This is a genomic window from Blautia pseudococcoides, from assembly GCF_001689125.2.
GTDB classification, from domain to species: domain Bacteria; phylum Bacillota; class Clostridia; order Lachnospirales; family Lachnospiraceae; genus Blautia; species Blautia pseudococcoides.
In genome coordinates, this window is record NZ_CP015405.2 from 5075223 (window position 1) to 5096646 (window position 21424).

At 48.1% G+C, this 21424-nt stretch carries 18 protein-coding genes; 17 read left to right on the forward strand and 1 reads right to left on the reverse strand.

From position 1 onward, the window contains the following. Positions 1-164: 164 nt before the first annotated feature. From hutH to rd, 4 genes are all read left to right on the forward strand, one after another. Positions 165-1700 carry a histidine ammonia-lyase gene (gene hutH / locus A4V09_RS23810; RefSeq protein WP_065544521.1) on the forward strand — a complete coding sequence of 512 codons (1536 nt, stop codon included), beginning with the start codon at positions 165-167 and terminating at the stop codon, positions 1698-1700. A 50-nt stretch (positions 1701-1750) separates the two neighbouring features. Further along, positions 1751-3289: a Na+/H+ antiporter NhaC gene (nhaC, locus tag A4V09_RS23815; RefSeq protein WP_065544522.1), complete on the forward strand. Its 1539-nt coding sequence runs from the start codon at positions 1751-1753 to the stop codon at positions 3287-3289. 36 nt (positions 3290-3325) lie between these two features. Further along, positions 3326-3808 (forward strand): PH domain-containing protein, encoded by a 483-nt coding sequence (locus A4V09_RS23820; RefSeq protein WP_065544523.1) that lies wholly within the window; start codon positions 3326-3328, stop codon positions 3806-3808. 260 nt (positions 3809-4068) lie between these two features. After that, positions 4069-4227 carry a rubredoxin gene (gene rd, locus A4V09_RS23825; protein ID WP_065544524.1) on the forward strand — a complete coding sequence of 53 codons (159 nt, stop codon included), beginning with the start codon at positions 4069-4071 and terminating at the stop codon, positions 4225-4227. A 197-nt stretch (positions 4228-4424) separates the two neighbouring features. On the opposite strand, the gene A4V09_RS23835 is transcribed toward rd, so the two are convergent. After that, positions 4425-5348 carry a LysR family transcriptional regulator gene (locus A4V09_RS23835; RefSeq protein WP_065544525.1) on the reverse strand — a complete coding sequence of 308 codons (924 nt, stop codon included), beginning with the start codon at positions 5346-5348 and terminating at the stop codon, positions 4425-4427. 269 nt (positions 5349-5617) lie between these two features. On the opposite strand from A4V09_RS23835, the gene A4V09_RS23840 reads away from it, so the two are divergent. The 13 genes from A4V09_RS23840 to A4V09_RS23900 all read left to right on the forward strand — a co-directional run bounded on the left by A4V09_RS23840 (position 5618) and on the right by A4V09_RS23900 (position 21386). Further along, positions 5618-7252: an FAD-dependent oxidoreductase gene (locus A4V09_RS23840; protein ID WP_065544526.1), complete on the forward strand. Its 1635-nt coding sequence runs from the start codon at positions 5618-5620 to the stop codon at positions 7250-7252. 77 nt (positions 7253-7329) lie between these two features. After that, positions 7330-8283 (forward strand): ferredoxin-like domain-containing protein, encoded by a 954-nt coding sequence (locus tag A4V09_RS23845; RefSeq protein WP_065544527.1) that lies wholly within the window; start codon positions 7330-7332, stop codon positions 8281-8283. A gap of 210 nt (positions 8284-8493) precedes the next feature. Further along, a complete protein-coding gene (gene dapF / locus A4V09_RS23850; protein WP_065544942.1) occupies positions 8494-9327 on the forward strand; it encodes a diaminopimelate epimerase in 834 nt (277 codons plus the stop codon). A gap of 8 nt (positions 9328-9335) precedes the next feature. Then, the gene (locus A4V09_RS23855; RefSeq protein ID WP_330396477.1) at positions 9336-10682 is read left to right on the forward strand and encodes an MATE family efflux transporter; all 1347 of its coding nucleotides are present in this window, start codon (positions 9336-9338) and stop codon (positions 10680-10682) included. Between the two features lie 182 nt (positions 10683-10864). Beyond that, entirely contained in the window at positions 10865-13000 is a 2136-nt protein-coding gene (nrdD, locus tag A4V09_RS23860; RefSeq protein ID WP_065544529.1) for an anaerobic ribonucleoside-triphosphate reductase, read from the forward strand. A 184-nt stretch (positions 13001-13184) separates the two neighbouring features. After that, complete coding sequence (locus A4V09_RS23865; RefSeq protein WP_065544530.1) at positions 13185-14477, forward strand: cation:proton antiporter; 1293 nt, start codon at positions 13185-13187, stop codon at positions 14475-14477. A gap of 21 nt (positions 14478-14498) precedes the next feature. Beyond that, a complete protein-coding gene (locus A4V09_RS23870; protein WP_065544531.1) occupies positions 14499-14726 on the forward strand; it encodes a FeoA family protein in 228 nt (75 codons plus the stop codon). Further along, positions 14723-16711 carry a ferrous iron transport protein B gene (gene feoB, locus A4V09_RS23875; protein ID WP_065544532.1) on the forward strand — a complete coding sequence of 663 codons (1989 nt, stop codon included), beginning with the start codon at positions 14723-14725 and terminating at the stop codon, positions 16709-16711. The genes A4V09_RS23870 and feoB overlap by 4 nt, the downstream gene beginning before the upstream one ends. Before the next feature lie 100 nt (positions 16712-16811). Beyond that, positions 16812-16979 (forward strand): FeoB-associated Cys-rich membrane protein, encoded by a 168-nt coding sequence (locus A4V09_RS23880; protein ID WP_084043762.1) that lies wholly within the window; start codon positions 16812-16814, stop codon positions 16977-16979. Further along, positions 16976-18754 carry a B12-binding domain-containing radical SAM protein gene (locus tag A4V09_RS23885; RefSeq protein WP_065544533.1) on the forward strand — a complete coding sequence of 593 codons (1779 nt, stop codon included), beginning with the start codon at positions 16976-16978 and terminating at the stop codon, positions 18752-18754. Before A4V09_RS23880 ends, A4V09_RS23885 begins: the two co-directional genes overlap by 4 nt. Positions 18755-18832: 78 nt before the next feature. Continuing rightward, a complete protein-coding gene (nth, locus tag A4V09_RS23890; RefSeq protein ID WP_065544943.1) occupies positions 18833-19483 on the forward strand; it encodes an endonuclease III in 651 nt (216 codons plus the stop codon). A gap of 66 nt (positions 19484-19549) precedes the next feature. Beyond that, positions 19550-20260: a 3'-5' exonuclease gene (locus tag A4V09_RS23895; protein WP_065544534.1), complete on the forward strand. Its 711-nt coding sequence runs from the start codon at positions 19550-19552 to the stop codon at positions 20258-20260. 136 nt (positions 20261-20396) lie between these two features. After that, positions 20397-21386, forward strand: coding sequence for an AIR synthase family protein (locus A4V09_RS23900; protein ID WP_065544535.1), 990 nt, complete (start codon positions 20397-20399; stop codon positions 21384-21386). The last annotated feature ends 38 nt before the right edge of the window (positions 21387-21424 follow it).

The window sequence follows — 21424 nt, forward strand, 5'->3', positions numbered from 1 at the left end:
ATATTGTTCGTCAATGACGGAAGAATGACCGCGACACGAGGAATTTGACGATGAAAGAGAATTGTCAGATAATTTCGTTTGTGGAATTTGACATTTATTGACGCTTTTTTGACACAGGGGTCTGTATAATTGCACTATAAAATATAAGGAAAAGAGGGTGCGATATGAGCAACATTGTAATTACTGGTAAAGACCTCACACTGGAACAGATTGCTTTAATTTGTCGTGAGAATGCAAAAATTGAGTTGGCCGAGGAGGCAAAACAGAACATTATCGAGTCAAGAAAAGTGGTGGATGATCTTGTTGCGGAAGAGAAGGTTGTCTATGGGATCACAACCGGGTTCGGTAAATTCAGCGATGTTGTAATTTCTCAGGACCAGTGCAAGGCTCTTCAGAAAAACCTGATCATCACCCATGCGGTTGGTGCTGGTGATCCGTTCCCCGTTGATGTTGCAAGAGGTATTATGCTGCTTAGGATCAACAACCTGGTCAAAGGGTTTTCAGGCATTCGTCTGGAAACTGTTCAGACTATGGTTGATATGCTGAATAAAGGTGTTACTGCGTTTATCCCGGAGAAAGGTTCCCTTGGAGCTTCCGGAGACCTGGCACCGTTGTCTCATATGGTTCTGCCTATGCTGGGCCTGGGTATGGCTTACTATGAAGGAGAACTCCTTCCGGGTGCAGAGGCTATGAAGCGTGCAGGCATTCCGACCATTGAACTGTCCGCAAAAGAAGGACTGGCTCTGAACAATGGTACACAGGCTATGACAAGCGCTGGTTCTCTGGCACTGCACGACGCACTGCAGCTTCTGAAGGTTGCGGATATTGCGGATTCTCTGTGCTTCGAGGCTCAGAATGGAGTTGTGAGCGCTCTGGATCACCGTCTGCATGATGTACGTCCTCATTCAGGACAGCTTGCGACAGCCAGAAACCTGCTGAGACTTCTGGACGGCAGCAAGAACACTACACGCCAGGGCGAAATCCGCGTACAGGATGCTTATTCCCTGCGTTGTTCACCGCAGATCCACGGCGCAAGCAAGGATGCAGTGAATTATGTACTTGACCATGTAAATATTGAGATCAACTCTGTAACAGATAACCCGATCATCTTTAAAGAAGATAAGAACGGAATCTCCGGCGGTAACTTCCACGGACAGCCTATGGCATTAAGCTTTGACTTCCTGGGAATCGCAGTTTCCGAGCTGGCTAACGTTTCTGAGAGACGTATTGAGCGTCTGGTCAACCCGGCATACAGTGAACTGCCTGCCTTTTTAACACCTCACGGCGGCGTCTGCTCCGGATTCATGATCGTGCAGTATTCTGCAGCAGCATTAGTTTCCGAGAATAAAGTTCTTGCACATCCGGCATCTGTTGACAGTATCCCGTCATCCGCCGGTCAGGAAGACCACGTATCTATGGGTACGATCGCTGCCAGAAAAGCAGGAGAGATCGCAAAGAATGTAAGACGTGTTCTGGCTATGGAACTTATGGTTGCATGCCAGGGTATTGATATGCGCGGCAATAAAGGCCTGGGCAAAGGAACACAGGCTGCTTATGACTTAGTCCGCAAACAGGTTGCCACATTAGATGAGGACCGTGAATTATATGGTGATATCAACTACTGTGAAGAAATTATTAAGGATGGCTCTCTCGTCAAAGCGGTAGAGGAGGCCCTTGGCGGAGCTATAGAAACAAAATAAATTCTTAAACTGTCCTGCAAAAATAATTTAAGAAAAGAGGGTAAGTTTTAATGGGAAAAAAAGAAAAGAAAGAACGTACGGTTCGCCTTCCTAATTTTATCGAGGCAATTATTCCAATCGTTGTCATGATGGCACTCATGCTTTATGGCTTCGTAGGAGGAAGCGGATACAGCGATGCCCATATGCCGTTACTGGTATCTATCGTAGTGGCTTGTATCATCGGCTGTCTCTGCGGACACAGCTTTTCCGACATGTTAGCTGGTATGTTGGACAGACTGAGTGCTACAATGGAAGCCATACTGATTCTTTGTACAGTTGGTATTCTCGTGGCATCTTTCATTATGTCCGGTACAATTCCGGCCCTGATCTATTACGGCCTGGATTTACTGACACCTAAGCTTTTCCTGCCGATCGGCTGTATTATGTGTGCTGTTGTTGGTCTGGCATGTGGTTCTTCCTGGACGGCTACCGCTACCATTGGTATTGCTTTTTTAGGTATTGGCGCAGGCCTTGGTATTAATCCTGCCATTACAGCCGGTATGATCATCTCCGGCGCATACGTGGGAGACAAATTCTCACCACTGTCCGATACTACAAACCTGGCAGCAGCAGTTTCAGAGACGGGACTATTTGACCACGTTACGGCCATGGTCTCGACCACCGGGCCAACGTTTGTGATCGCCCTGATCTTATATACGATCATGGGCCTGAATATTGATACATCAGGATTCGATGCCTCTGTTGCAACAGATTTACAGGCAGCACTGGCAGAAGGCTTTAATTTAAGTCCGGTTCTGCTGCTTCCTATTGTTGTGATCGTGGTTGTTTGTATCATGAAGGTACCGGGACTGGTTGGTATTTCAATCTCTGTTGGATGCGGTGTTCTGTTTGCAGCAATTTTCCAGGGTGTGCACAGCTTAGGAGAACTGTTTGACATTCTGCATTATGGTACAACATTTGAATCAACCAACGATCTGGCCAACGACTTGCTGAGCAGGGGAGGTATGGACCACCAGATGTGGACCATCAATCTGATCTTGCTGGCTGTAGCCTACGGCGGTGCTTTAGAGCGCTGCGGATGTGTGGATACACTGTTCGGAGGTCTGAAGAAGAGACTTCACTCTGTGGGAAGTCTGATTCTTGCCACACTTCTGACATCCTTATTCTGCGATGCTACCATGTGTGACCAGTTCCTGGGAATTGGTGTGCCGGCTCCGCTTTATGTGGACAAATATGATGAGATGGGTCTGGGACGAAATATGTTGTCCAGGACATTGGAGGACTGTGGTACTCTGTGGGCAGTTATGTTCCCGTGGACGGGCTGCGGCGCTTACCAGATGGGCGTTCTGGGAGTGCATCCGTTCATGTACTTCCCATTTGCATTCGTTAACTTGTTAAACCCGATTCTTGCGGCGATTCTGGCGTTCCTGGGACGCAATATCTTCTGGGCTGACGGTGCGTATACCAATATTTTTGGAAAGACAACCATGCGCAAACCGGCAGCAGCTCCAGCAGATAAGCATGAGCTGGCAGTGAAGAATCTTGAAGCTATGCGTGCAGCAGGTAAAGCACCGAGAGCACAGGCATAAACATGATGTCTATTGTTTTTTGAAAGGAGTATCATAGTGAGCGTTGAGCATCTTCCCTGGGACTCATTAGAAGGACCGATATATTATGCAAGGGATTTGAAACCACGTAAACCGTGGGTGACATATGGCTGCTGGATCTTATCCGCCGCCCTGATCATCGGCGGTATTATCACGCCTTACCGCGTGGCTGCTGTATTTGGTGTGTTGTACATACTGACACTGTTGATGAAAAAGGATACAGTCATTACCGAGAGGGGACTGGAAATTTTTTATCAGATGAGGATTACCACACACTATGATTTTTGGAGCTGGAAAGAGATCGTTTCGGTGATCCGTGAGGACAGAAAGCATCCGGAACTGATAGCGCTCCATTTTGGCAGGGGCAATAGAAGCAAGCGCTTGTTTTTCACAAAGGCAGATGCAAAACAGATTATGGTACTGGCCAGAAAGAAGAATTCCAGAGCTGTGGTGGCGGATGCTGACACACGGCAGATGGCTGGCTACAAGAAAAAGAAATAGTTACTTAGAATATGTCTAGGAAATCTGTTTTATGTATATGGGTTTCCAAATTATAAGGAAGGGAAAGTAAACTCCTCTTACTTTCCCGGATGAAGAGGCTGCGCACTTATGAGTTTTGTAAGTGCGCAGTCTCTTCTTAACAATATTTAGTAATGGATAAATTGGACAAAAAAAGACTGGATTTATGAATGAATATGTGATAAAATCAGTGTAATTCAGGAGATAACTGGAGAAGCTGATTATAGGAGGTATATAATATTATGAAAAAATATGTATGTGAACCATGCGGATATGAATATGACCCTGAGGTAGGAGATCCTGAGAACGGGATCGCACCGGGAACTTCTTTTGATGACCTTCCGGAAGACTGGGTATGCCCAATCTGCGGTATGGGAAAAGAAGTATTTGTAGAAGCTTAAATGAAGTAGGAAGGGCTGCCGCTGAAAACGGCAGCCTTTCGTAACAGTTCAGCCTTCTTCCACTGTCCGCGAGGCGTTGCCTTGCAATTGCAAGGCAATCCCGAGGCAGCCTCGCGCCAGACTGCGGTTTGTGCAGTCTGTGTGCATGCTTTTGTTGCTGTGAAGCCGGAGGGCTGAATAGTAACGCCTTTCCGTGTTCAGCGGTCAACTAACTGTCCTCCGGGCAGTTTTTTTATTTCTTCCACATCATTGTAACTGCTCACGATCTCCTTCAGACGGATAATGGAATCGGTCAGGTATTTGTCCTTGTGGTATACAAAGGAAAAGTCCCTGTTCCATTCTTTGTGAGGACCGGTGAATACATGGATCTCCTGGTTCTGGATCTCCTTTTCCAACAGACGGATGGAGATAACAGCCATACAGTTGTTGATCTGTATGGCATTTTTTATGGAATCAGGGGTGCTCTCCTCAAAGACTGTGTGGATATCAAGGCCGTGGCGGACAATGAAATTTTCAAACAGCTCTCTTGTGCCGCTGCCGGGCTCTCTCTTTACAAAATCGTGTCCGTTCAGCTCATTGATAAATAAGGTATGACGGCCATAAAAAAGATGGTCTTGGCCGCATGCAAGCACAAGCATGTCATCTATAAGGGGAATGCTGACCAGATCGCGGCTTTTGACCCTGCCCTCCACGATGCCCACATCCAGTTCCATGTTCAGAAGCTTCTGTTCTATGATCTGCGTATTATTCATATAAGAATAAATATCAAGGTCCGGCTGTTCCTTTTTCAGGTCCCGGACTACTTTAGAGAGGATACCGCTGCCAAGGGTAATGGTGCCGCCGATGCGGATCTTCTCCCGCCGGTTTTCCTTTCGCATGCTCTCCTCAAGGCTTTCAAACTGTGTGACAAGCTGTTTGGCAGTGATATAGAGGGTTTTGCCGTCCTCTGTGATATATAGTTTTTTAGAGAGACGTTCAAAGAGCAGGGTCCCATAGTGTTCCTCCAGTTCCCGGATAGCCTGGCTGACGGAGGGCTGGGTGATGAAAAGCTGTTCCGCGGCCAGGCTCATCTTTCCCGCCTCTGCTACAGCCAGAAATATTTTCAGATGTCGGATTGTCATAACGAATCTCCTTTATCATAGGTAAAACCTATTAATTATATAATATTATATTACTTTTCTTATACATGTACAAGTGCTATACTGGATATAAAGCTAAGGAAAATAATTCCTGCTGCTGATCGCACAACACTATCCCGCGAACAGTAACGAATCCTTGGTCACTGTTCGCAGGCAGGTCTGCAGATCCTAACGATTTCGGAACGGTAACGGAGACGGGAGCAGGGACCGGATAACATGAAAAGCAAATTTGAGAAAAGAAGGTATGGGCTATGAAGGTATTGATCATCGGCGGTGTAGCCGCAGGTACAAAGGTAGCAGCAAAACTGAAAAGAGAAAGCAGAGAAACAGAAGTTCTGATTCTGACCAAGAGTGAAGACATATCTTATGCAGGATGCGGGCTTCCTTATTATGTAGGGGATGTCATTCATGAGAGAAGCCAGTTGATCGTCAACACACCTCAGAAATTTGCAAAACTGACAGGAGCAGAAGTTGAGACAAGTATTGAGGTGACAGGGCTTGACCGTGAGGGCAGAAAGGTAACTGCAAAAGACCTGAAATCCGGTGAGACAAAAGAATATACATATGATAAACTGGTAATAGCAACAGGTGCGTCTCCGGTTGTACCGCCCCTTCCGGGACTGGATATGAAAAATGTATTTCTTATGAGAACTCCTGATGATGCGGAAGCGCTCAGAAAAGCAGCGGAGTCGGGGGAAATTAAGCGAGCAGTGATCGCAGGCGGTGGATTTATCGGTCTGGAAGTTGCAGAGAATCTTCAGAGCCGCGGTATCCGCACTACAGTTCTGGATATGCTCCCTCACATTATGCCGGGATTTGATCCGGAGATGGCAGAGTTTGTGGAGAATCATCTGGCAGACCAGGGGATCATGACACTTCTGGATACAAAGCTAGAGGGTGTGGAAGGCAGCGGAACGGTTGAGAAGGTTAAAACATCCAGAAGAGCCATCAAAGCCGACGCTCTGGTACTCTCCCTTGGTATCCGTGCAAATACCGCATTCCTGGCTGATACAGGCATTGAGCTTGCACCGAACAGGACCGTTCTGGTAGATGACCATATGAGGACCAATGATGAGAATATTTACGCTCTCGGGGACTGCTCCATGATCACTAACCGCATGACACATGCCAGGGCATGGTCACCTATGGGTTCCTCAGCCAACATTGAGGGCAGGATCGCGGCACAGAATATTGCCGGTGCGGATGTTTCCTATCCCGGTGTTCTGGGAACAGGTGTGGTAAAACTGCCGGGTCTGAATGCGGGGCGTACAGGACTTACAGAGCAGGCGGCAAAGGATGTGGGACACGATGTGGTTTCCGTTGTGGCTGTAGTGGATGACAAGGCTCATTATTATCCGGGAGCGGGTTCTTTCCTGGTTAAGATGATTGGGGATAAAACAACAGGTGAGTTCCTGGGGATCCAGGTTCTTGGAAAAGGCGCTGTGGATAAGATGGTGGATATTGCTGTAGCGGCACTGAGTCTGAAGGCCACGGTGCAGCAGCTGGAGCATCTGGATTTTGCTTACGCACCGCCATTCTCAACTGCCATCCATCCGTTTGCACACTGCATCAATATTCTTCTGAACAAGATGTCCGGTTCGTTCGAGACCTTTACTCCGGTTGAGTTTGCAGAGGGAATGGCAGAAGGTTATAAGGTGATTGACGCTTCCCTGAAACCAACCCTGGAAGGTGTGGAGTTCATGAACCTGGAGGAAGTTGACGGAGAAGTGGAAGGCCACAGCAAGGATGAGAAAATGCTTCTGGTATGTGCAAAAGGAAAGAGGGCATACATGCTGCAGAACCGCCTGAAATCTTATGGGTATACCAATACAAAGGTTCTGGAAGGCGGAAGTACCTTTAACGGGGAAGATTTGACGGAAGACTGACAAAATGAGCAAGATTAACAACAGGATCGCACAGGACAGGCAAGGCCATAAAAGATAAAAAGTTGGAGGAAATTAAAATGGCAACATTAACAGTGAGCAAGGACGATGAAAAAAGAGTAAAAGCCCTGGGCTTTTTGAGCAACAAGGGAACGGACAATTTTTCCGCCAGGATTATCACAAAAAACGGAAAGATCACAGCAGAACAGCAGATTTGTATTGGGGAGGCAGCAAAGCTGTACGGCAACGGTGCAGTTACATATACCACACGTCTTACTATTGAAGTACAGGGAGTTCCCTATGAGAAGATTGACGAGTTCCGTGCCTATATCCAGAAATGCGGGCTGGACACAGGCGGTACCGGTTCCAAAGTGCGCCCTGTGGTTTCCTGTAAAGGAACTACCTGCCAGTATGGTCTTTTAGATTCCTTTGGTCTTTCAGAGGAGATCCATGATGAGTTTTATACAAATTGGCATGATGTAAAACTGCCTCATAAATTCAAAATCGCTGTGGGCGGATGTCCAAACAACTGCGTAAAGCCGAACCTGAATGACCTGGGTATCGTTGGTCAGCTCATTCCAAACTATGATGAGGATATGTGCAGCGGATGTAAAAAGTGCGGAGTTGTGAAAGCCTGTCCTATTGATGCCGTAAAGTTAGTTGACGGCGTTATGGAACTTGACAGGGACAAATGTATCAATTGCGGACGCTGTATCGGCACCTGTCATTTTGATGCTATCGAGGACGGTACTTATGGTTATAAGATTTACCTGGGCGGTAGATGGGGAAAGAAAATTGCCATTGGTAAGCCTATGAGCAAAATTTTCACAACTAAAGAAGAGCTTATGAGCTTGATTGAGAAAACACTGCTTCTGTACAGGGAACAGGGTAAGACAGGAGAGCGTTTTTCAGATACCATTGAGCGTCTTGGATTTGAGAATGTGGAAGCGCAGCTTATCTCCGATGAGATCCTGGAGAGGAAAGAGGAAATCCTTTCCGCCAAGCTTCATGAGGTGGGCGGAGCTACCTGCTAATAAGGAGAGTCTGACATAAACTGTGAATAGTGATAACTGTTTTTTGCATTGACAAAAGAATTATGGATTGCTATGATTAATAGCAAAGAAACAAAGAGGGTATCTTTTACAGACACCCTCTTTTTTCTCTGCGGACCGGATATGGAATTATGCTGTCCGGAGGAAAAGAAAAAGGAGAACACAGGATACAAAGCAAAGGAGGCAGCGGTGATGAAATTTACAAAGATGCAGGGAATCGGCAATGATTATGTGTATGTAAACTGTTTTCAGGAGACAGTGGAAGATCCGTCTGAAGCGGCAAGAAAGGTCAGTGACCGGCATTTCGGCATTGGATCTGACGGGTTGATTCTGATCAAACCTTCAGAGAATGCGGATTTTGAGATGGAGATGTATAACGCGGACGGCAGCCAGGGTGCTATGTGCGGCAACGGCATCCGCTGTGTGGCAAAATATGTGTACGACTACGGACTGACGGATAAGACAAGGATCAGTGTGGATACCAAAAGCGGAATCAAATATCTGGATCTGACTGTGAAAAACGGCAGGGTGGCCCAGGTGAAAGTGAATATGGGAAAGCCGGAGTTTTACACGGAAAATATTCCCATGAAGCATAAAAAAGAAAAAGTCATCCGGGAGCCTCTGGCTGTCGATCAGCAGGTCTACGAGGTGACTGCGGTTTCCATGGGAAATCCCCATGCAGTTGTGTTCATGGATGATGTAAAAGGGCTGGATATTAAAGAGATCGGCCCGTATTTTGAGAAACACCAGGCATTTCCTGAGGGAGTCAACACAGAGTTTGTCCGGGTCCTGGATGAGAAGACCGTGGAGATGCGGGTTTGGGAGAGAGGCAGCGGGGAGACCCTGGCCTGCGGAACCGGAGCCTGTGCAGTGGCGGCGGCCTGTGTGATGAACGGATATACAGAGGAGGAGGTAACGGTAAAACTGCTGGGCGGCGACCTGAAGATTTTCTGGGACAGGAAAGAGAATACCATTTACATGACAGGTCCGGCGGAAGTGGTTTTTGACGGTACGATTGAACTATGAGATTTAGCATGACAACAGAGGACAAGCGGTTCTACAGAAATGTGCTGAGCCTTGTCATGCCTATGGCACTTCAAAACCTGATCAACGTGGGGGTTACATCCACGGACGTTATCATGCTGGGAAGAGTGGGAGAGACTGCCCTTTCCGGCGTTTCCCTGGCTAACCAGGTGTATTTTATATTGTCCCTGATCTTCTTCGGGCTTACCTCAGGGGCTTGTGTGCTGACTGCCCAGTATTGGGGAAAACATGATACCAGAACCATTGAGAAGGTTATGGGCATGTCTTTTCGGATCGCCATTTTGTCTGCTGCAGTATTTACGGCGCTGGCTGTGTGTGTGCCGGACCTGCTGATGCGGATCTTTACCTCAGATGAGGCGATCATTGCGGAGGGCGTGAGTTATCTGCGGATCGTGGCATTTTCATACATACTTGCAGCGTTTACCAATGTATATCTGAACATAATCAGAAGTATTGAGCGTGTGGTCATCGCCACGGTGGTGTACGCCACATCCCTGTCTGTGAATATTATACTGAATGCAATATTTATCTTCGGCCTTTTTGGGGCGCCGGCTCTTGGGGCAGCAGGTGCGGCTATCGGCACGCTCTGCGCCAGGGCTGTGGAGGTTATCATTGTGGTATATTATGCGCGGAAGAAAAATGATGTGGTCCTCATACGCATCAAAGACATGTTTAAGAGATATAAATGGCTGGAAAAGGATTTTTTCGTGTATGCGTTTCCGGTGCTTCTCAACGAATTTGCCTGGGGCGCGGGTATGGCTGCAATCTCCTCCATTGTGGGGCATCTGGGCAGCGCCTCTGTGGCGGCGCATTCCGTGGCACAGGTGTGCAGACAGTTGTCCATGGTCATTGCCTTTGGTATCTCCAACGCAACGGCCATCATGATAGGCAAGGCGATCGGAGAGAAGAAAGAGGAGCTTGCCAGGGACTATGGAAACCGGTTTGCCAAGTTGTCCCTCTTGTTTGGGGCAGCGGGAGGTATCCTGATCCTGATCATCTCGCCCTTTGTGTGCAATATGCTGAAACTGACGCCTCTGGCAAAATCCTATCTTCAGGTCATGATGGTGATCATGTCCTACTATGTGGTGGGGCAGTCCTTTAACTCTACTTTAGTGGTGGGCGTGTTCAGAGCCGGGGGAGATACCATGTTCGGGCTGTTTTTGGATGTGGGGATCATGTGGCTCTGCTCTATTTTTGCTGCGGCTGTGGCAGCCTTTGTGATACATGTGCCCATGCCATGGGTTTACATAATATTGTGCAGCGATGAGGTGATAAAAGTGCCGTTTTCCTGGAAACGGTATAAAAGTTATAAATGGCTTAATAATATTACGCGGTAGAAAATGCAGAGGCCACAGGGCTTTGGTGGGGATATTGGATTAAATTCGTCAAGAATTTGTGCAATATTCCCACTTCCATTTCAAAGAGAAACATGATATACTTTGTGATACAAAATCTGGTAATAACAAAACAATAAAATAATAAGTGACACAAGATGTAGTGCTGCAATGAGGAGAAGGCAATGATTTATGTAATTAAGAAAGACGGAACAAAAGAAGAATTTGACGTACAGAAAATAGTCAGAGCAGTCAATAAATCCGCGGAAAGAATTATGTACAGCTTTACAGAGCAGGAGATTGACTTTCTGTGCAGATACGCCACAGATAAGGCAGAGTCCCTGGGAAAGGACCAAATCACCATCCAGGGGATGCACAATATCGTGGAGGGAGCACTGGAGCAAGTGAATCCTGCAGTTGCCAAGAGCTACCGGGATTACAGAAATTATAAGCATGATTTTATCCACATGATGGACGAGGTGTATACCAAAAGCCAGTCTATCCGTTATATCGGTGACAAGAGCAATGCCAATACGGACAGTGCTTTGGTTGCGACCAAGAGGAGCCTGATCTTTAATGAACTGAACAAGGAATTGTACCGGAAATTCTTCATGAACCGCAATGAGCTGCAGGCATGTAAGGACGGCTATATTTACATTCATGACCAGTCCGCAAGGCTGGATACCATGAACTGCTGTCTTTTTGACGTGGCAAATGTGCTGAGGGGCGGATTTGAGATGGGGAATGTGTGGTACAACGAACCGAAGACACTGGACACCGCTTTTGATGTTATGGGAGATATTATTCTGAGTACAGCTGCCCAGCAGTACGGCGGTTTTACTGTGCCCGAGGTGGATAAGATACTTGCCCCTTATGCAGAGAAAAGCTACACAAAATACAGAGAAGAATTTTTAAAATATGTGGACCCGGAGTGGGAACACGCGCTGGAGAAAGCGGAAACGTACGCATATGACAAGGTACAGCGGGATTTTGATCAGGGATGGCAGGGTATTGAGTACAAGCTCAATACCGTGGGTTCCTCCAGAGGAGATTACCCATTTGTGACAGTGACGCTGGGACTGGGAACCAAGCGGTTTGAAAAGATGTGCAGTATTTCCCTTCTCAATGTACATAAAGAGGGACAGGGAAAAGCAGGCCACAGGAAACCGGTGCTGTTTCCGAAGATTGTCTTTTTATATGATGAGGAGATCCACGGGGAGGGCGGCACCAGTGAGGATGTGTTCGAGGCCGGTATTGCGTGCTCAGCCAAAACCATGTATCCGGACTGGCTGTCCATGAGCGGGAAAGGCTATATTTCCAGTATGTACAAAAAGTATAAAAAGGTGATCAGCCCCATGGGATGCCGCGCCTTTTTAAGCCCCTGGTATGAGCGGGGCGGTATGACACCTGCGGATGACCGGGATGTGCCCGTGTTTGTGGGAAGGTTCAATGTGGGGGCTGTCAGCCTGCATCTGCCCATGATCCTGGCAAAGGCCAGAGCGGAGAACCGTGATTTTTATGAGGTGCTTGACTTCTACCTGGAAATGATCCGCCAGCTTCATATCAGAACTTATGACTATCTGGGGGAGATGAAGGCATCCACCAATCCGCTGGCATACTGTGAGGGCGGATTTTACGGAGGCAGTCTAAAGCCCTCTGACAAGATAAAACCCCTTCTGAGACCTATGACAGCCTCCTTTGGCATCACTGCCCTCAACGAGCTGCAGGAGCTGTACAACGGAAAGTCCATCCGGGAGGACGGTGCCTTTGCCCTGGAGGTCCTTCAGTATATCAACAATAAGGTGAGCCAGTTCAAGGAGGAGGACGGCAATCTGTACGCGATCTACGGCACCCCGGCAGAGAGCCTGTGCGGTCTGCAGGTGGAACAGTTCAGAAAGATGTACGGCATTGTGGAGGGCGTGTCGGACCGCCCCTATGTCAGCAACAGTTTCCACTGCCATGTGACAGAGGAGATCACCCCCATTGAGAAGCAGGACTGTGAGGGCCGTTTCTGGGAGCTGTGCAACGGCGGCAAGATCCAGTATGTGCGCTATCCCATCGGGTACAATACAGACGCGATCCGGGCGCTGGTGAGAAGAGCCATGACGCTGGGATATTATGAGGGTGTGAATCTCTCCCTGGCTTACTGTGATGACTGCGGCCATGAGGAGCTGGAGATGGATGTGTGCCCGATCTGCGGGTCCACAAACCTGACTAAGATTGACAGGATGAACGGGTATCTGTCGTACAGCCGTGTACATGGTGATACCAGGCTGAACACTGCCAAGATGGCGGAAATCGCAGAGCGCAGATCCATGTAAAGCACAGAGATGACGGACAAGGATAAGGCTGCCCTTTTGGGGCGGCCTTTTGTGTGGTTTTTTGAGGTTTTGTGATGTTTTTCCATTCCCTTTTTTTTAGAAGTGTGGTACGATTAATTCGATTTCGTTTTGTGCGGAAATCGGGAAAAGAGTAAGACACAGGGGAGAGAAAGGACGAAACAACATGAACTCTTATAATTATTTACTGGACCTGGCGCTTATATTACTGAGCACCAAGGTTTTTGGACTTCTTACCAGGAAAGTCAGGATGCCTCAGGTGGTGGGCGCCCTGCTTGCGGGACTGCTTTTGGGGCCGGCCTGTTTTGGGATACTGAAGCAGACGGAGTTTATCCACGAGGTGTCGGAGATTGGTGTTATTGTGCTGATGTTCTGCGCAGGCCTGGAGACAGATATTGATGAGCTGAAAAGGAGCGGCAAGGCCTCTTTTGTCATTGCCCTTTTAGGTGTGCTGGTTCCGCTTGCGGGAGGATTTGGTGTAGCCTGGTTCTTCAACCGTCCGGGCATGATAGCATCCAATGCGTCAGCAAGTATTATGCTGCAGAACATTTTTATCGGTGTCATTCTGACAGCGACCAGTGTGAGCATATCTGTGGAAACCTTAAAAGAGATGGGTAAATTAAACACCAAGGCAGGAAATGCCATTCTGGGCGCTGCCATTATTGATGATGTGCTGGGTATTATCGCATTGACCGTCATCACAAGCCTGGCGGATTCCAGCGTGAATGTGGTGGTTGTATTTGCAAAAATCGTGGGATTCTTCGTGTTTGTAGGCGTTGGAGGCTATGTGCTTCACATTATCTTTAAAAAGTGGGTGAAGGGTTATGAGAGGGACCTGCAGCGGTTCGTCATCATCTCCTTTGTTATCTGTCTGCTCTTTTCCTATTGTGCAGAGAAATTTTTCGGAGTCGCAGACATTACAGGGGCATTTTTTGCAGGTCTGATCATCACCAAGACAACGCACACCAATTACATTGCAAGACGGTTTGGGATTTTGTCATATATACTGCTGTCACCGGTGTTTTTTGCCAGCATTGGTATTCAGGTGGAGCTTCCGGATATGAGCCCCATGATCATCACGTTCGCAGTGGTTCTGGTTATTGTGGCAGTGCTCACAAAGATCGTGGGCTGCGGTGTGGGCGCTAAAGTCTGTCAGTATAAGAACAAGGACTGTGTCCGCATCGGCATGGGCATGGTATCCAGAGGCGAGGTGGCCCTCATTGTTGCCGCAAAGGGCAATGCAGTAGGTCTGATGTCCTCCGCCCTTCTGGGGCCGATCGTGGTGGTGGTAGTTATCACAACGATCATTTCACCTATTCTGCTCAAGATGACCTTCAGTGAGAAGAGCGGCAAGGCAGAATATCAGGAGAATGAATACGCAAAACATATAGAAGAAGCCCAGGAGGCTGGAAAAAGTGATGCGTCCCGTTACGTGGGCGGGAAGCAGCAGGGAAAATAGAAACGGAAGGAAGTACAACAGATGAAGCTGAATCAGGCGGATATATTGCGGAATTACCGCATAACCAGCGTTCAGGAGCAGGAAAAAATCCAGCGGCGGCTGGAGGCACTGGGAATTCTGGAGGGAACAAAGGTAGTAGTCCTGAACAGAAAGCACAATGGTTCCACTATTATCAAGGTGAGAGGGACCAGATGGGCGCTTGGCAATGAGATCGCGGAGGGAATAGAAGTGGAGGAGCTTGGAGGATGAAAGAGGAAATTCGCGTAGGCTTTGCAGGCAATCCAAACTGCGGCAAGACCACTTTATTTAACGCATATACAGGGGCAAACCTGAAGGTTGCCAACTGGCCGGGTGTCACGGTTGAGAAAAAAGAGGGGGAGACATCCTATAAAGGGCAGAAGATGAGGCTGATCGACCTGCCCGGCATTTACAGTCTGACCTCCTACTCTATGGAGGAGATGGTATCCCGGAAGGTTATTCTGGGCGGTGAGGTGGATGTGATCGTAAATGTTGTGGACGCCTCCGCTCTGGAAAGGAATCTGTACCTGACTCTGCAGCTTCTGGAGCTGGGTAAACCGGTTATCCTGGCTCTTAATATGATGGATATTGTGGAGGAGCGGGGAATGGAGCTGGACCTTCACAGACTTCCGGAAATGCTGGGCAATATTCCGGTGGTACCTGTGTCTGCCAGAAAAAGGAGCGGCCTGGATGTACTTCTGCACGCAGTCAAGCATCATTATGAGGAGCCTGTGGCTGACCCGGTTGTCACATACAGTCCGGATATTGAGAGAAAGATCCTGGAAGTGTCCAAGCGTATTGCAGCGGAACATCCTGACAGTGAAAATATCCGCTGGCACAGTATAAAGATCCTGGAAAATGATGAGCAGATATTCAAGGAGCATCCCATTGATGTGTCTGACCTGATCGACAGGGATTATGAAAAACAGATTATTAATCAGAAATATGAATATATAGAGTCAGTTCTGGAAGAATGTGTTTTCTATAAGGGAAACAGGGAATCCCTGACAGAGAAATCGGACAGGGTTTTGACCCATCCCGTCTGGGGAGTTCCGGTATTCCTGGGAATTATGGCCATGGTGTTTTTTCTCACATTTACAGTGGGAGATGCAGTTAAGGGATTGTTTGAATCCTGGATGGATCTGGCCTTTACTGTGGCAAGAAACACGCTGGAAAACCTGGGGACTGCGGACTGGCTCGTCTCGCTGATGGTGGACGGCATCATGACTGGTGTAGGCGGTATCCTGACCTTTCTGCCTAATATCTTTATCCTGTTTCTGGCTCTGGCCTTTCTGGAGGACAGCGGCTATATGGCACGTGTAGCCTATGTCATGGACGGGATTATGGGAAGGGTGGGACTTTCCGGCAAGGCGTTTCTTCCCATGGTGCTGGGCTTTGGGTGTACGGTTCCCGCTGTCATGGCATCCCGGACGCTGGAAAACCAGGAGGACAGGAAGAAGACCATACTTCTGACACCGTTTATGTCCTGTTCGGCAAGGCTGCCTATTTACGTTCTGTTTGCGGATATGTTCTTCGGAAAGTTTGCCATGATCGCAGCTTTTTCCCTCTATGCTCTGGGACTTCTGATGGCCATAGCCATAGCGCTGGTTATAGGAAAGGTGTGGAAGAGCAGTGAGAAGGCAACCCTTCTGATCGAACTTCCTGATTATAAAATACCTAATGCCAGGACGATCCGGATATATGTATGGGAAAAGGTGAAAGATTATCTGACAAAAGCAGGTACAACCATTTTTGTCGCCTCTATTGTTATCTGGTTTATTTTAAATTACGGTATCCATGGCATGACCGCGGATGTGACACAGAGCTTTGGCGCCCAGATTGGAAAAGTGGTGGCACCGCTGCTGGTTCCTGCGGGTCTGGGTACATGGCAGATCGTGGTGGCGCTGATCTCAGGCCTGTCTGCCAAAGAGGTGGTAATATCCAGTTTTTCCGTGCTCTACGGTGTGAACAACGTAAACTCCGTCCAGGGTATGGCAGTGCTCAGCGCTTCCCTGGGTACTGTGGGGTTCGGCGCGCTGAATGCCTACTCCCTGATGGTGTTCTGTCTGCTGTATACACCGTGTGTGGCTACACTGGCCACGATCAAGAGGGAAACGAGGTCTTGGGCCTGGACTTTAAAAATGGTGTTGTTTCAGCTTATACTGGCATACGCGGCATCTGTGCTGGTATTCCAGGTGGGAAGTTTGTTCCTGTAGTACTAGTGACAATCGTTTAAGGATCATATATAGTGGGGGTGCTGTATCGGGCTTCGCAGGGAGCTTTTGGGTGCGGCACCTCCTTTGAATAGGAGGAAATATGGCAGTTACCATTATACTTGCTGCTGCGGTGTCAGCCTATGCCGGGTTTGTGATCCGAAAAAAGGTGAAAGATATAAAAAAAGGTAAATTCTGCAGCTGCAGCGGCAGTTGTTCGGACTGCGGCAGAGGCTGCGGGGGACCAAAAAAGAAGGTGGATGCGTCATGAAGATCATGCTTATGGCAGTAAATGCCAAATATATACATTCTAATCTGGCGGTGTACAGCCTGCAGTCTTATGCGGCCGGGCATGGGATCCGGGCAGATATTGCAGAGTATACTATTAATCAGCAGAAGGATGAGATCCTGCGGGGTGTATACAGGCAGAAACCGGATGTACTTTGTGTATCTTGCTATATCTGGAACATTTCCTATGTAAAAGAGCTTATGGGAGATGTGAAAAAGATTCTGCCGGATACGGATATCTGGGTGGGCGGACCGGAGGTTTCTTTTGATGCGGAGACATTTTTAAAGGGCTGTCCCTGGGCCTGCGGTGTTATGTGCGGGGAGGGGGAGGAGACTTTTCTGGAACTGGCCTCCCATTATGTGCAGCAGACAGGGAGCATGGAAGACATTCAGGGGATTGTTTACAGACAGGGCGAAGACATGGTAAAGACTGACCAAAGGCCTATCATGGATATGGACAAACTGGTATTTCCTTATGGGGATATGTCCTTGTTCTCCCATAAGATCATCTACTACGAGAGCAGCCGAGGCTGTCCTTTTTCCTGCAGCTACTGTCTGTCCTCCATTGATAAAAAGCTGCGGTTCCGCAGCCTGGACCTGGTACTTGATGAACTGCAGTTTTTCCTGGATCAAAGGGTGCCTCAGGTGAAATTCGTGGACCGTACATTCAACTGTAAAAAAGAACATGCCATGGCTGTCTGGACATACATCAGGGACCATGACAACGGGGTAACAAACTTCCACTTTGAGATCGCTGCTGATTTGCTGACAGAGGAAGAAACAAGTCTGATCTCCACTATGCGGCCCGGACTGATCCAGCTTGAGACCGGGGTGCAGTCCACCAATGAAAAGACTATCCGGGAAATACGGAGAAAGACCAGTTTTGATAAAATTGAGGAGACTGTAAAGAAAGTGCAGAAGGGGCAGAATGTGCATCAGCATCTGGATTTGATCGCAGGCCTTCCTTTTGAGGATTACAAAAGCTTCTGCCAATCCTTTGATCAGGTTTACAGCCTCAGGCCCCAGCAGCTTCAGCTTGGGTTTCTGAAGGTATTAAAAGGCTCTTATATGTATGAGAAGGCAGAGGCGTACGGATGTGTCTATCAGGAGACAGAACCCTATGAAGTCCTGAGGACCGACTGGATTTCCTATGGGGATATTTTGAAATTAAAAGGTGTGGAGGAGATGGTGGAGGTTTATTATAACAGCAGCCAGTTTATCCGCACAGTGACAGCTATGGAAGAGCTGTTTGCAGATGCCTTTTCCATGTATGAGGCTCTGGCAGCGTTTTATGATGAAAAGGGATACCGGGGAATTTCCCACACGCGTATCCGGAGGTATGAAATACTTCTGGAATATCTGGAGGAGAGGCAGCAGGTGGATATGGCGTATTTCCGGGAACTGATGCTGTTTGACCTGTATGCCAGGGAAAACCTGAAGACTAGGCCTGCCTGGGCAAGTGACATGGCGCCCTATAAGAAAAAAGTACTGGAGTTCTACAAAAAAGAGGAGGAAGCCCCGGTTCTCCTTGGGGACTACAAAGGATATCAGGCCAGGCAGACCATGAAAATGACCCATCTGGAAGTTTTCCACTACGATATAATGCGCGTTAGTGAGAAGCGTGCCTGCATTGGGCGAACGGCGGATGGCGATGAAGCGTTGCCTGCAAGAGGGGAGTTCCCGGTACTTTTTGATTACCAGAAACGGAACCCGCTGACCTATGATGCCGCCATGTACGCGGCTGACCTGCAGCTATAAATGGGGACCGGGCCAGGCGTGGACAGCAACGGTAAATGTTTTGCCGGGAAAAGGCTTTTAAAAATTAAGGAGATGACCATGACAAAAAGGACAAAAGAGATACTTGATAAACTGGATGAAGTCTATACAACAGAATATAAATGTTATCTGAACCATGAAAATCCGGGCCAGCTTCTGATAGCTACCATGTTAAGCGCCCAGTGTACAGATGCCAGGGTTAATATAGTGACAAAGGATTTATTTAAAAAGTACCCGGATATGCAGGCATTTGCCCATGCGGACCTGAAGGAGCTGGAGCAGGATATTAAGCCCACAGGATTCTATCACAACAAGGCAAAGAATATTATAGGATGTGCGCAGATGGTCTGTGAAAAATACGGCGGTGAGGTGCCGGGCACCCTGGAGGAGCTGACACTGCTTCCGGGAGTGGGGCGTAAGACCGCCAATGTCATCCGGGGAAATATTTTTCATGAGCCCAGTGTTGTGGTGGATACCCATGTAAAACGGATCTCCAAACGCCTGGGATTCACAAAAGAGGAGGACCCCGAAAAGATTGAGTTGGATCTTATGAAGGTTCTGCCAAAAGAACACTGGATTCTCTATAATATACAGATCATCACCTTTGGACGGCAGATCTGCTTTGCCAGAAGTCCAAAATGTGAGGATTGTTTTTTGACAGATTACTGTAAAGAATATAAAGAACGACAAAAAAAGAAAAGGAAAAAGTAACAGAGCAGCAGGTCTGAACAATAACGGTCCGGACACTTACTGAGCAGTTACAGGGGTATTAAGGATATGGATGCATATATAGCTCTGGACCTGGAGACTACGGGCTTGTCACCCAAATCAGACAGAATCCTGGAAATAGGCGCTGCCAGGGTGGTGAATGGAATTGTGGAGGAAAGATGCAGCACACTCATTGATCCAAGAATGGAGATTCCGGAAAAGGTCACAGAACTGACGGGAATCACTGAGGATATGGTGGTGGGGATGCCGGAAATAAAAGATGTGGTGGCAGGTCTTGTTGCCTTCTGCGGTGACCTGCCGCTTTTGGGGCATAATATTATGTTTGACTACAGGTTTGTAAAGCACAGCGCAGTCAACAGCGGCCTTACCTTTGAGGCGGAGGGAATGGATACTCTGAAAATTTCCAGAGCGCTGCTTGCCGACCTTCCAAGCCGCAGCCTGCAGAGTCTCCGCTTACACTATGGGATTCCCCAGGAGAATGCCCACAGGGCACTGGACGACGCACTGACAACACACCTTCTGTATCAGAGGCTGAAACGTGAGTACGGCGAAGACAATGCAGAGCTATTTACACCCAAAAAACTGAATTACAAAGTTAAAAAGCAGGGACCTGCCACACAGGCACAAAAACGCCACTTGCAGGAATTAGTAAAATATCATAGAATAGAGCTTAGCATGGATGTGGAGAGCCTGACTAAAAATGAAGCCTCCAGACTGATAGATACGATTTTAGGGTGTTATGGAAAGATTATGAGGTGAAATGACAATGATGAATATGAATAATAAAAAAGTAAAACGCGTGGTTGCAGGTATTGTGGCAGGGATTCTGGTTCTGGCTATGGTTCTTCCCATGGCATTGTCCTTTTTAAACTGACAGACAGAGAGGACAGGGAACATGAAGATAGGAAAATTACCGGAACCGGTGTTGATCCGTTCCGTTTTAAAAGAAGTACAGCATAGAAGGCCGGAGGTCCTGGTCGGACCGGCAGTGGGACAGGACTGTGCGGTTTTGGAGCCGGCAAAAGGAGATGTGCTGGTATTCTCCTCTGACCCCATCACCGGGACCGTAAAGGATATCGGAAGCCACAGCGTGCATATCACAGCCAATGATCTGGCAGCTTCCGGGGCAGAGCCTCTGGGGATCATGGTGACGATACTTTTGACACCGGAGACAGAGGAAACACAGTTAAAAGAGATGATGCGGGGGCTGGAGGCAGCCTGTGAACAGTTGAATATTGAGGTTATGGGAGGGCACACGGAGATCACAGATGTGGTGAAGCAGCCCCTTATTTCCATAACAGGTGTGGGCAGAATTCCCAAAGAAGAGGTTTTGACCACCTCTGCGGCAATGCCCGGCCAGGATGTTGTCATAACAAAATGGATCGGACTGGAAGGTACTTCCATTGCTGCAAAAGAGAAAGAAGAAACTCTGCTGGAGCGTTTTGCCCCTTCTTTTGTGGAGACGGCGAAAAGGTTTGACCAGTATCTTTCCGTGGTGCCCGAGGCCAGAGTGGCAAAATCCTGGGGCGTTTCTGCCATGCATGACATTACAGAGGGCGGCGTGTTCGGTGCGCTCTGGGAGATGGGCAGCGGTTCCGGCACGGGTCTTGATATTGATCTGAAGAAGATACCCATCCGGCAGGAGACTGTGGAGGTGTGTGAGGTGCTGGGGCTGAACCCTTATATCCTCATGTCCAGCGGTTCCATGCTGATAACCACAGATGACGGGTTTGGTCTGGTCAGAAAGCTGGAGCAGGCGGGAATTCATGCAGCAGTGGTGGGAAAAGTCACGGACAGCAATGACAGGATCCTGAGAAATGGTGAGGATACCAGATATCTGGATAAACCCCAGAGTGACGAGCTTTATAAAATATATCTTGGATAAAAGTCCGCAGACGGACCGGAAAGAGTCCGGGCGGAAAA

Coding starts and splice junctions, on each gene's coding strand:
- A4V09_RS23865 (WP_065544530.1), top strand. CDS start 13,185: ATGAACTCTTATAATTATTTACTGGACCTGGCGCTTATATTACTGAGC.
- rd (WP_065544524.1), top strand. CDS start 4,069: ATGAAAAAATATGTATGTGAACCATGCGGATATGAATATGACCCTGAG.
- A4V09_RS23855 (WP_330396477.1), top strand. CDS start 9,336: ATGACAACAGAGGACAAGCGGTTCTACAGAAATGTGCTGAGCCTTGTC.
- A4V09_RS23885 (WP_065544533.1), top strand. CDS start 16,976: ATGAAGATCATGCTTATGGCAGTAAATGCCAAATATATACATTCTAAT.
- feoB (WP_065544532.1), top strand. CDS start 14,723: ATGAAAGAGGAAATTCGCGTAGGCTTTGCAGGCAATCCAAACTGCGGC.
- A4V09_RS23845 (WP_065544527.1), top strand. CDS start 7,330: ATGGCAACATTAACAGTGAGCAAGGACGATGAAAAAAGAGTAAAAGCC.
- nhaC (WP_065544522.1), top strand. CDS start 1,751: ATGGGAAAAAAAGAAAAGAAAGAACGTACGGTTCGCCTTCCTAATTTT.
- nth (WP_065544943.1), top strand. CDS start 18,833: ATGACAAAAAGGACAAAAGAGATACTTGATAAACTGGATGAAGTCTAT.
- hutH (WP_065544521.1), top strand. CDS start 165: ATGAGCAACATTGTAATTACTGGTAAAGACCTCACACTGGAACAGATT.
- dapF (WP_065544942.1), top strand. CDS start 8,494: ATGAAATTTACAAAGATGCAGGGAATCGGCAATGATTATGTGTATGTA.
- A4V09_RS23835 (WP_065544525.1), bottom strand. CDS start 5,348: ATGACAATCCGACATCTGAAAATATTTCTGGCTGTAGCAGAGGCGGGA.
- nrdD (WP_065544529.1), top strand. CDS start 10,865: ATGATTTATGTAATTAAGAAAGACGGAACAAAAGAAGAATTTGACGTA.
- A4V09_RS23840 (WP_065544526.1), top strand. CDS start 5,618: ATGAAGGTATTGATCATCGGCGGTGTAGCCGCAGGTACAAAGGTAGCA.
- A4V09_RS23895 (WP_065544534.1), top strand. CDS start 19,550: ATGGATGCATATATAGCTCTGGACCTGGAGACTACGGGCTTGTCACCC.
- A4V09_RS23900 (WP_065544535.1), top strand. CDS start 20,397: ATGAAGATAGGAAAATTACCGGAACCGGTGTTGATCCGTTCCGTTTTA.
- A4V09_RS23880 (WP_084043762.1), top strand. CDS start 16,812: ATGGCAGTTACCATTATACTTGCTGCTGCGGTGTCAGCCTATGCCGGG.
- A4V09_RS23870 (WP_065544531.1), top strand. CDS start 14,499: ATGAAGCTGAATCAGGCGGATATATTGCGGAATTACCGCATAACCAGC.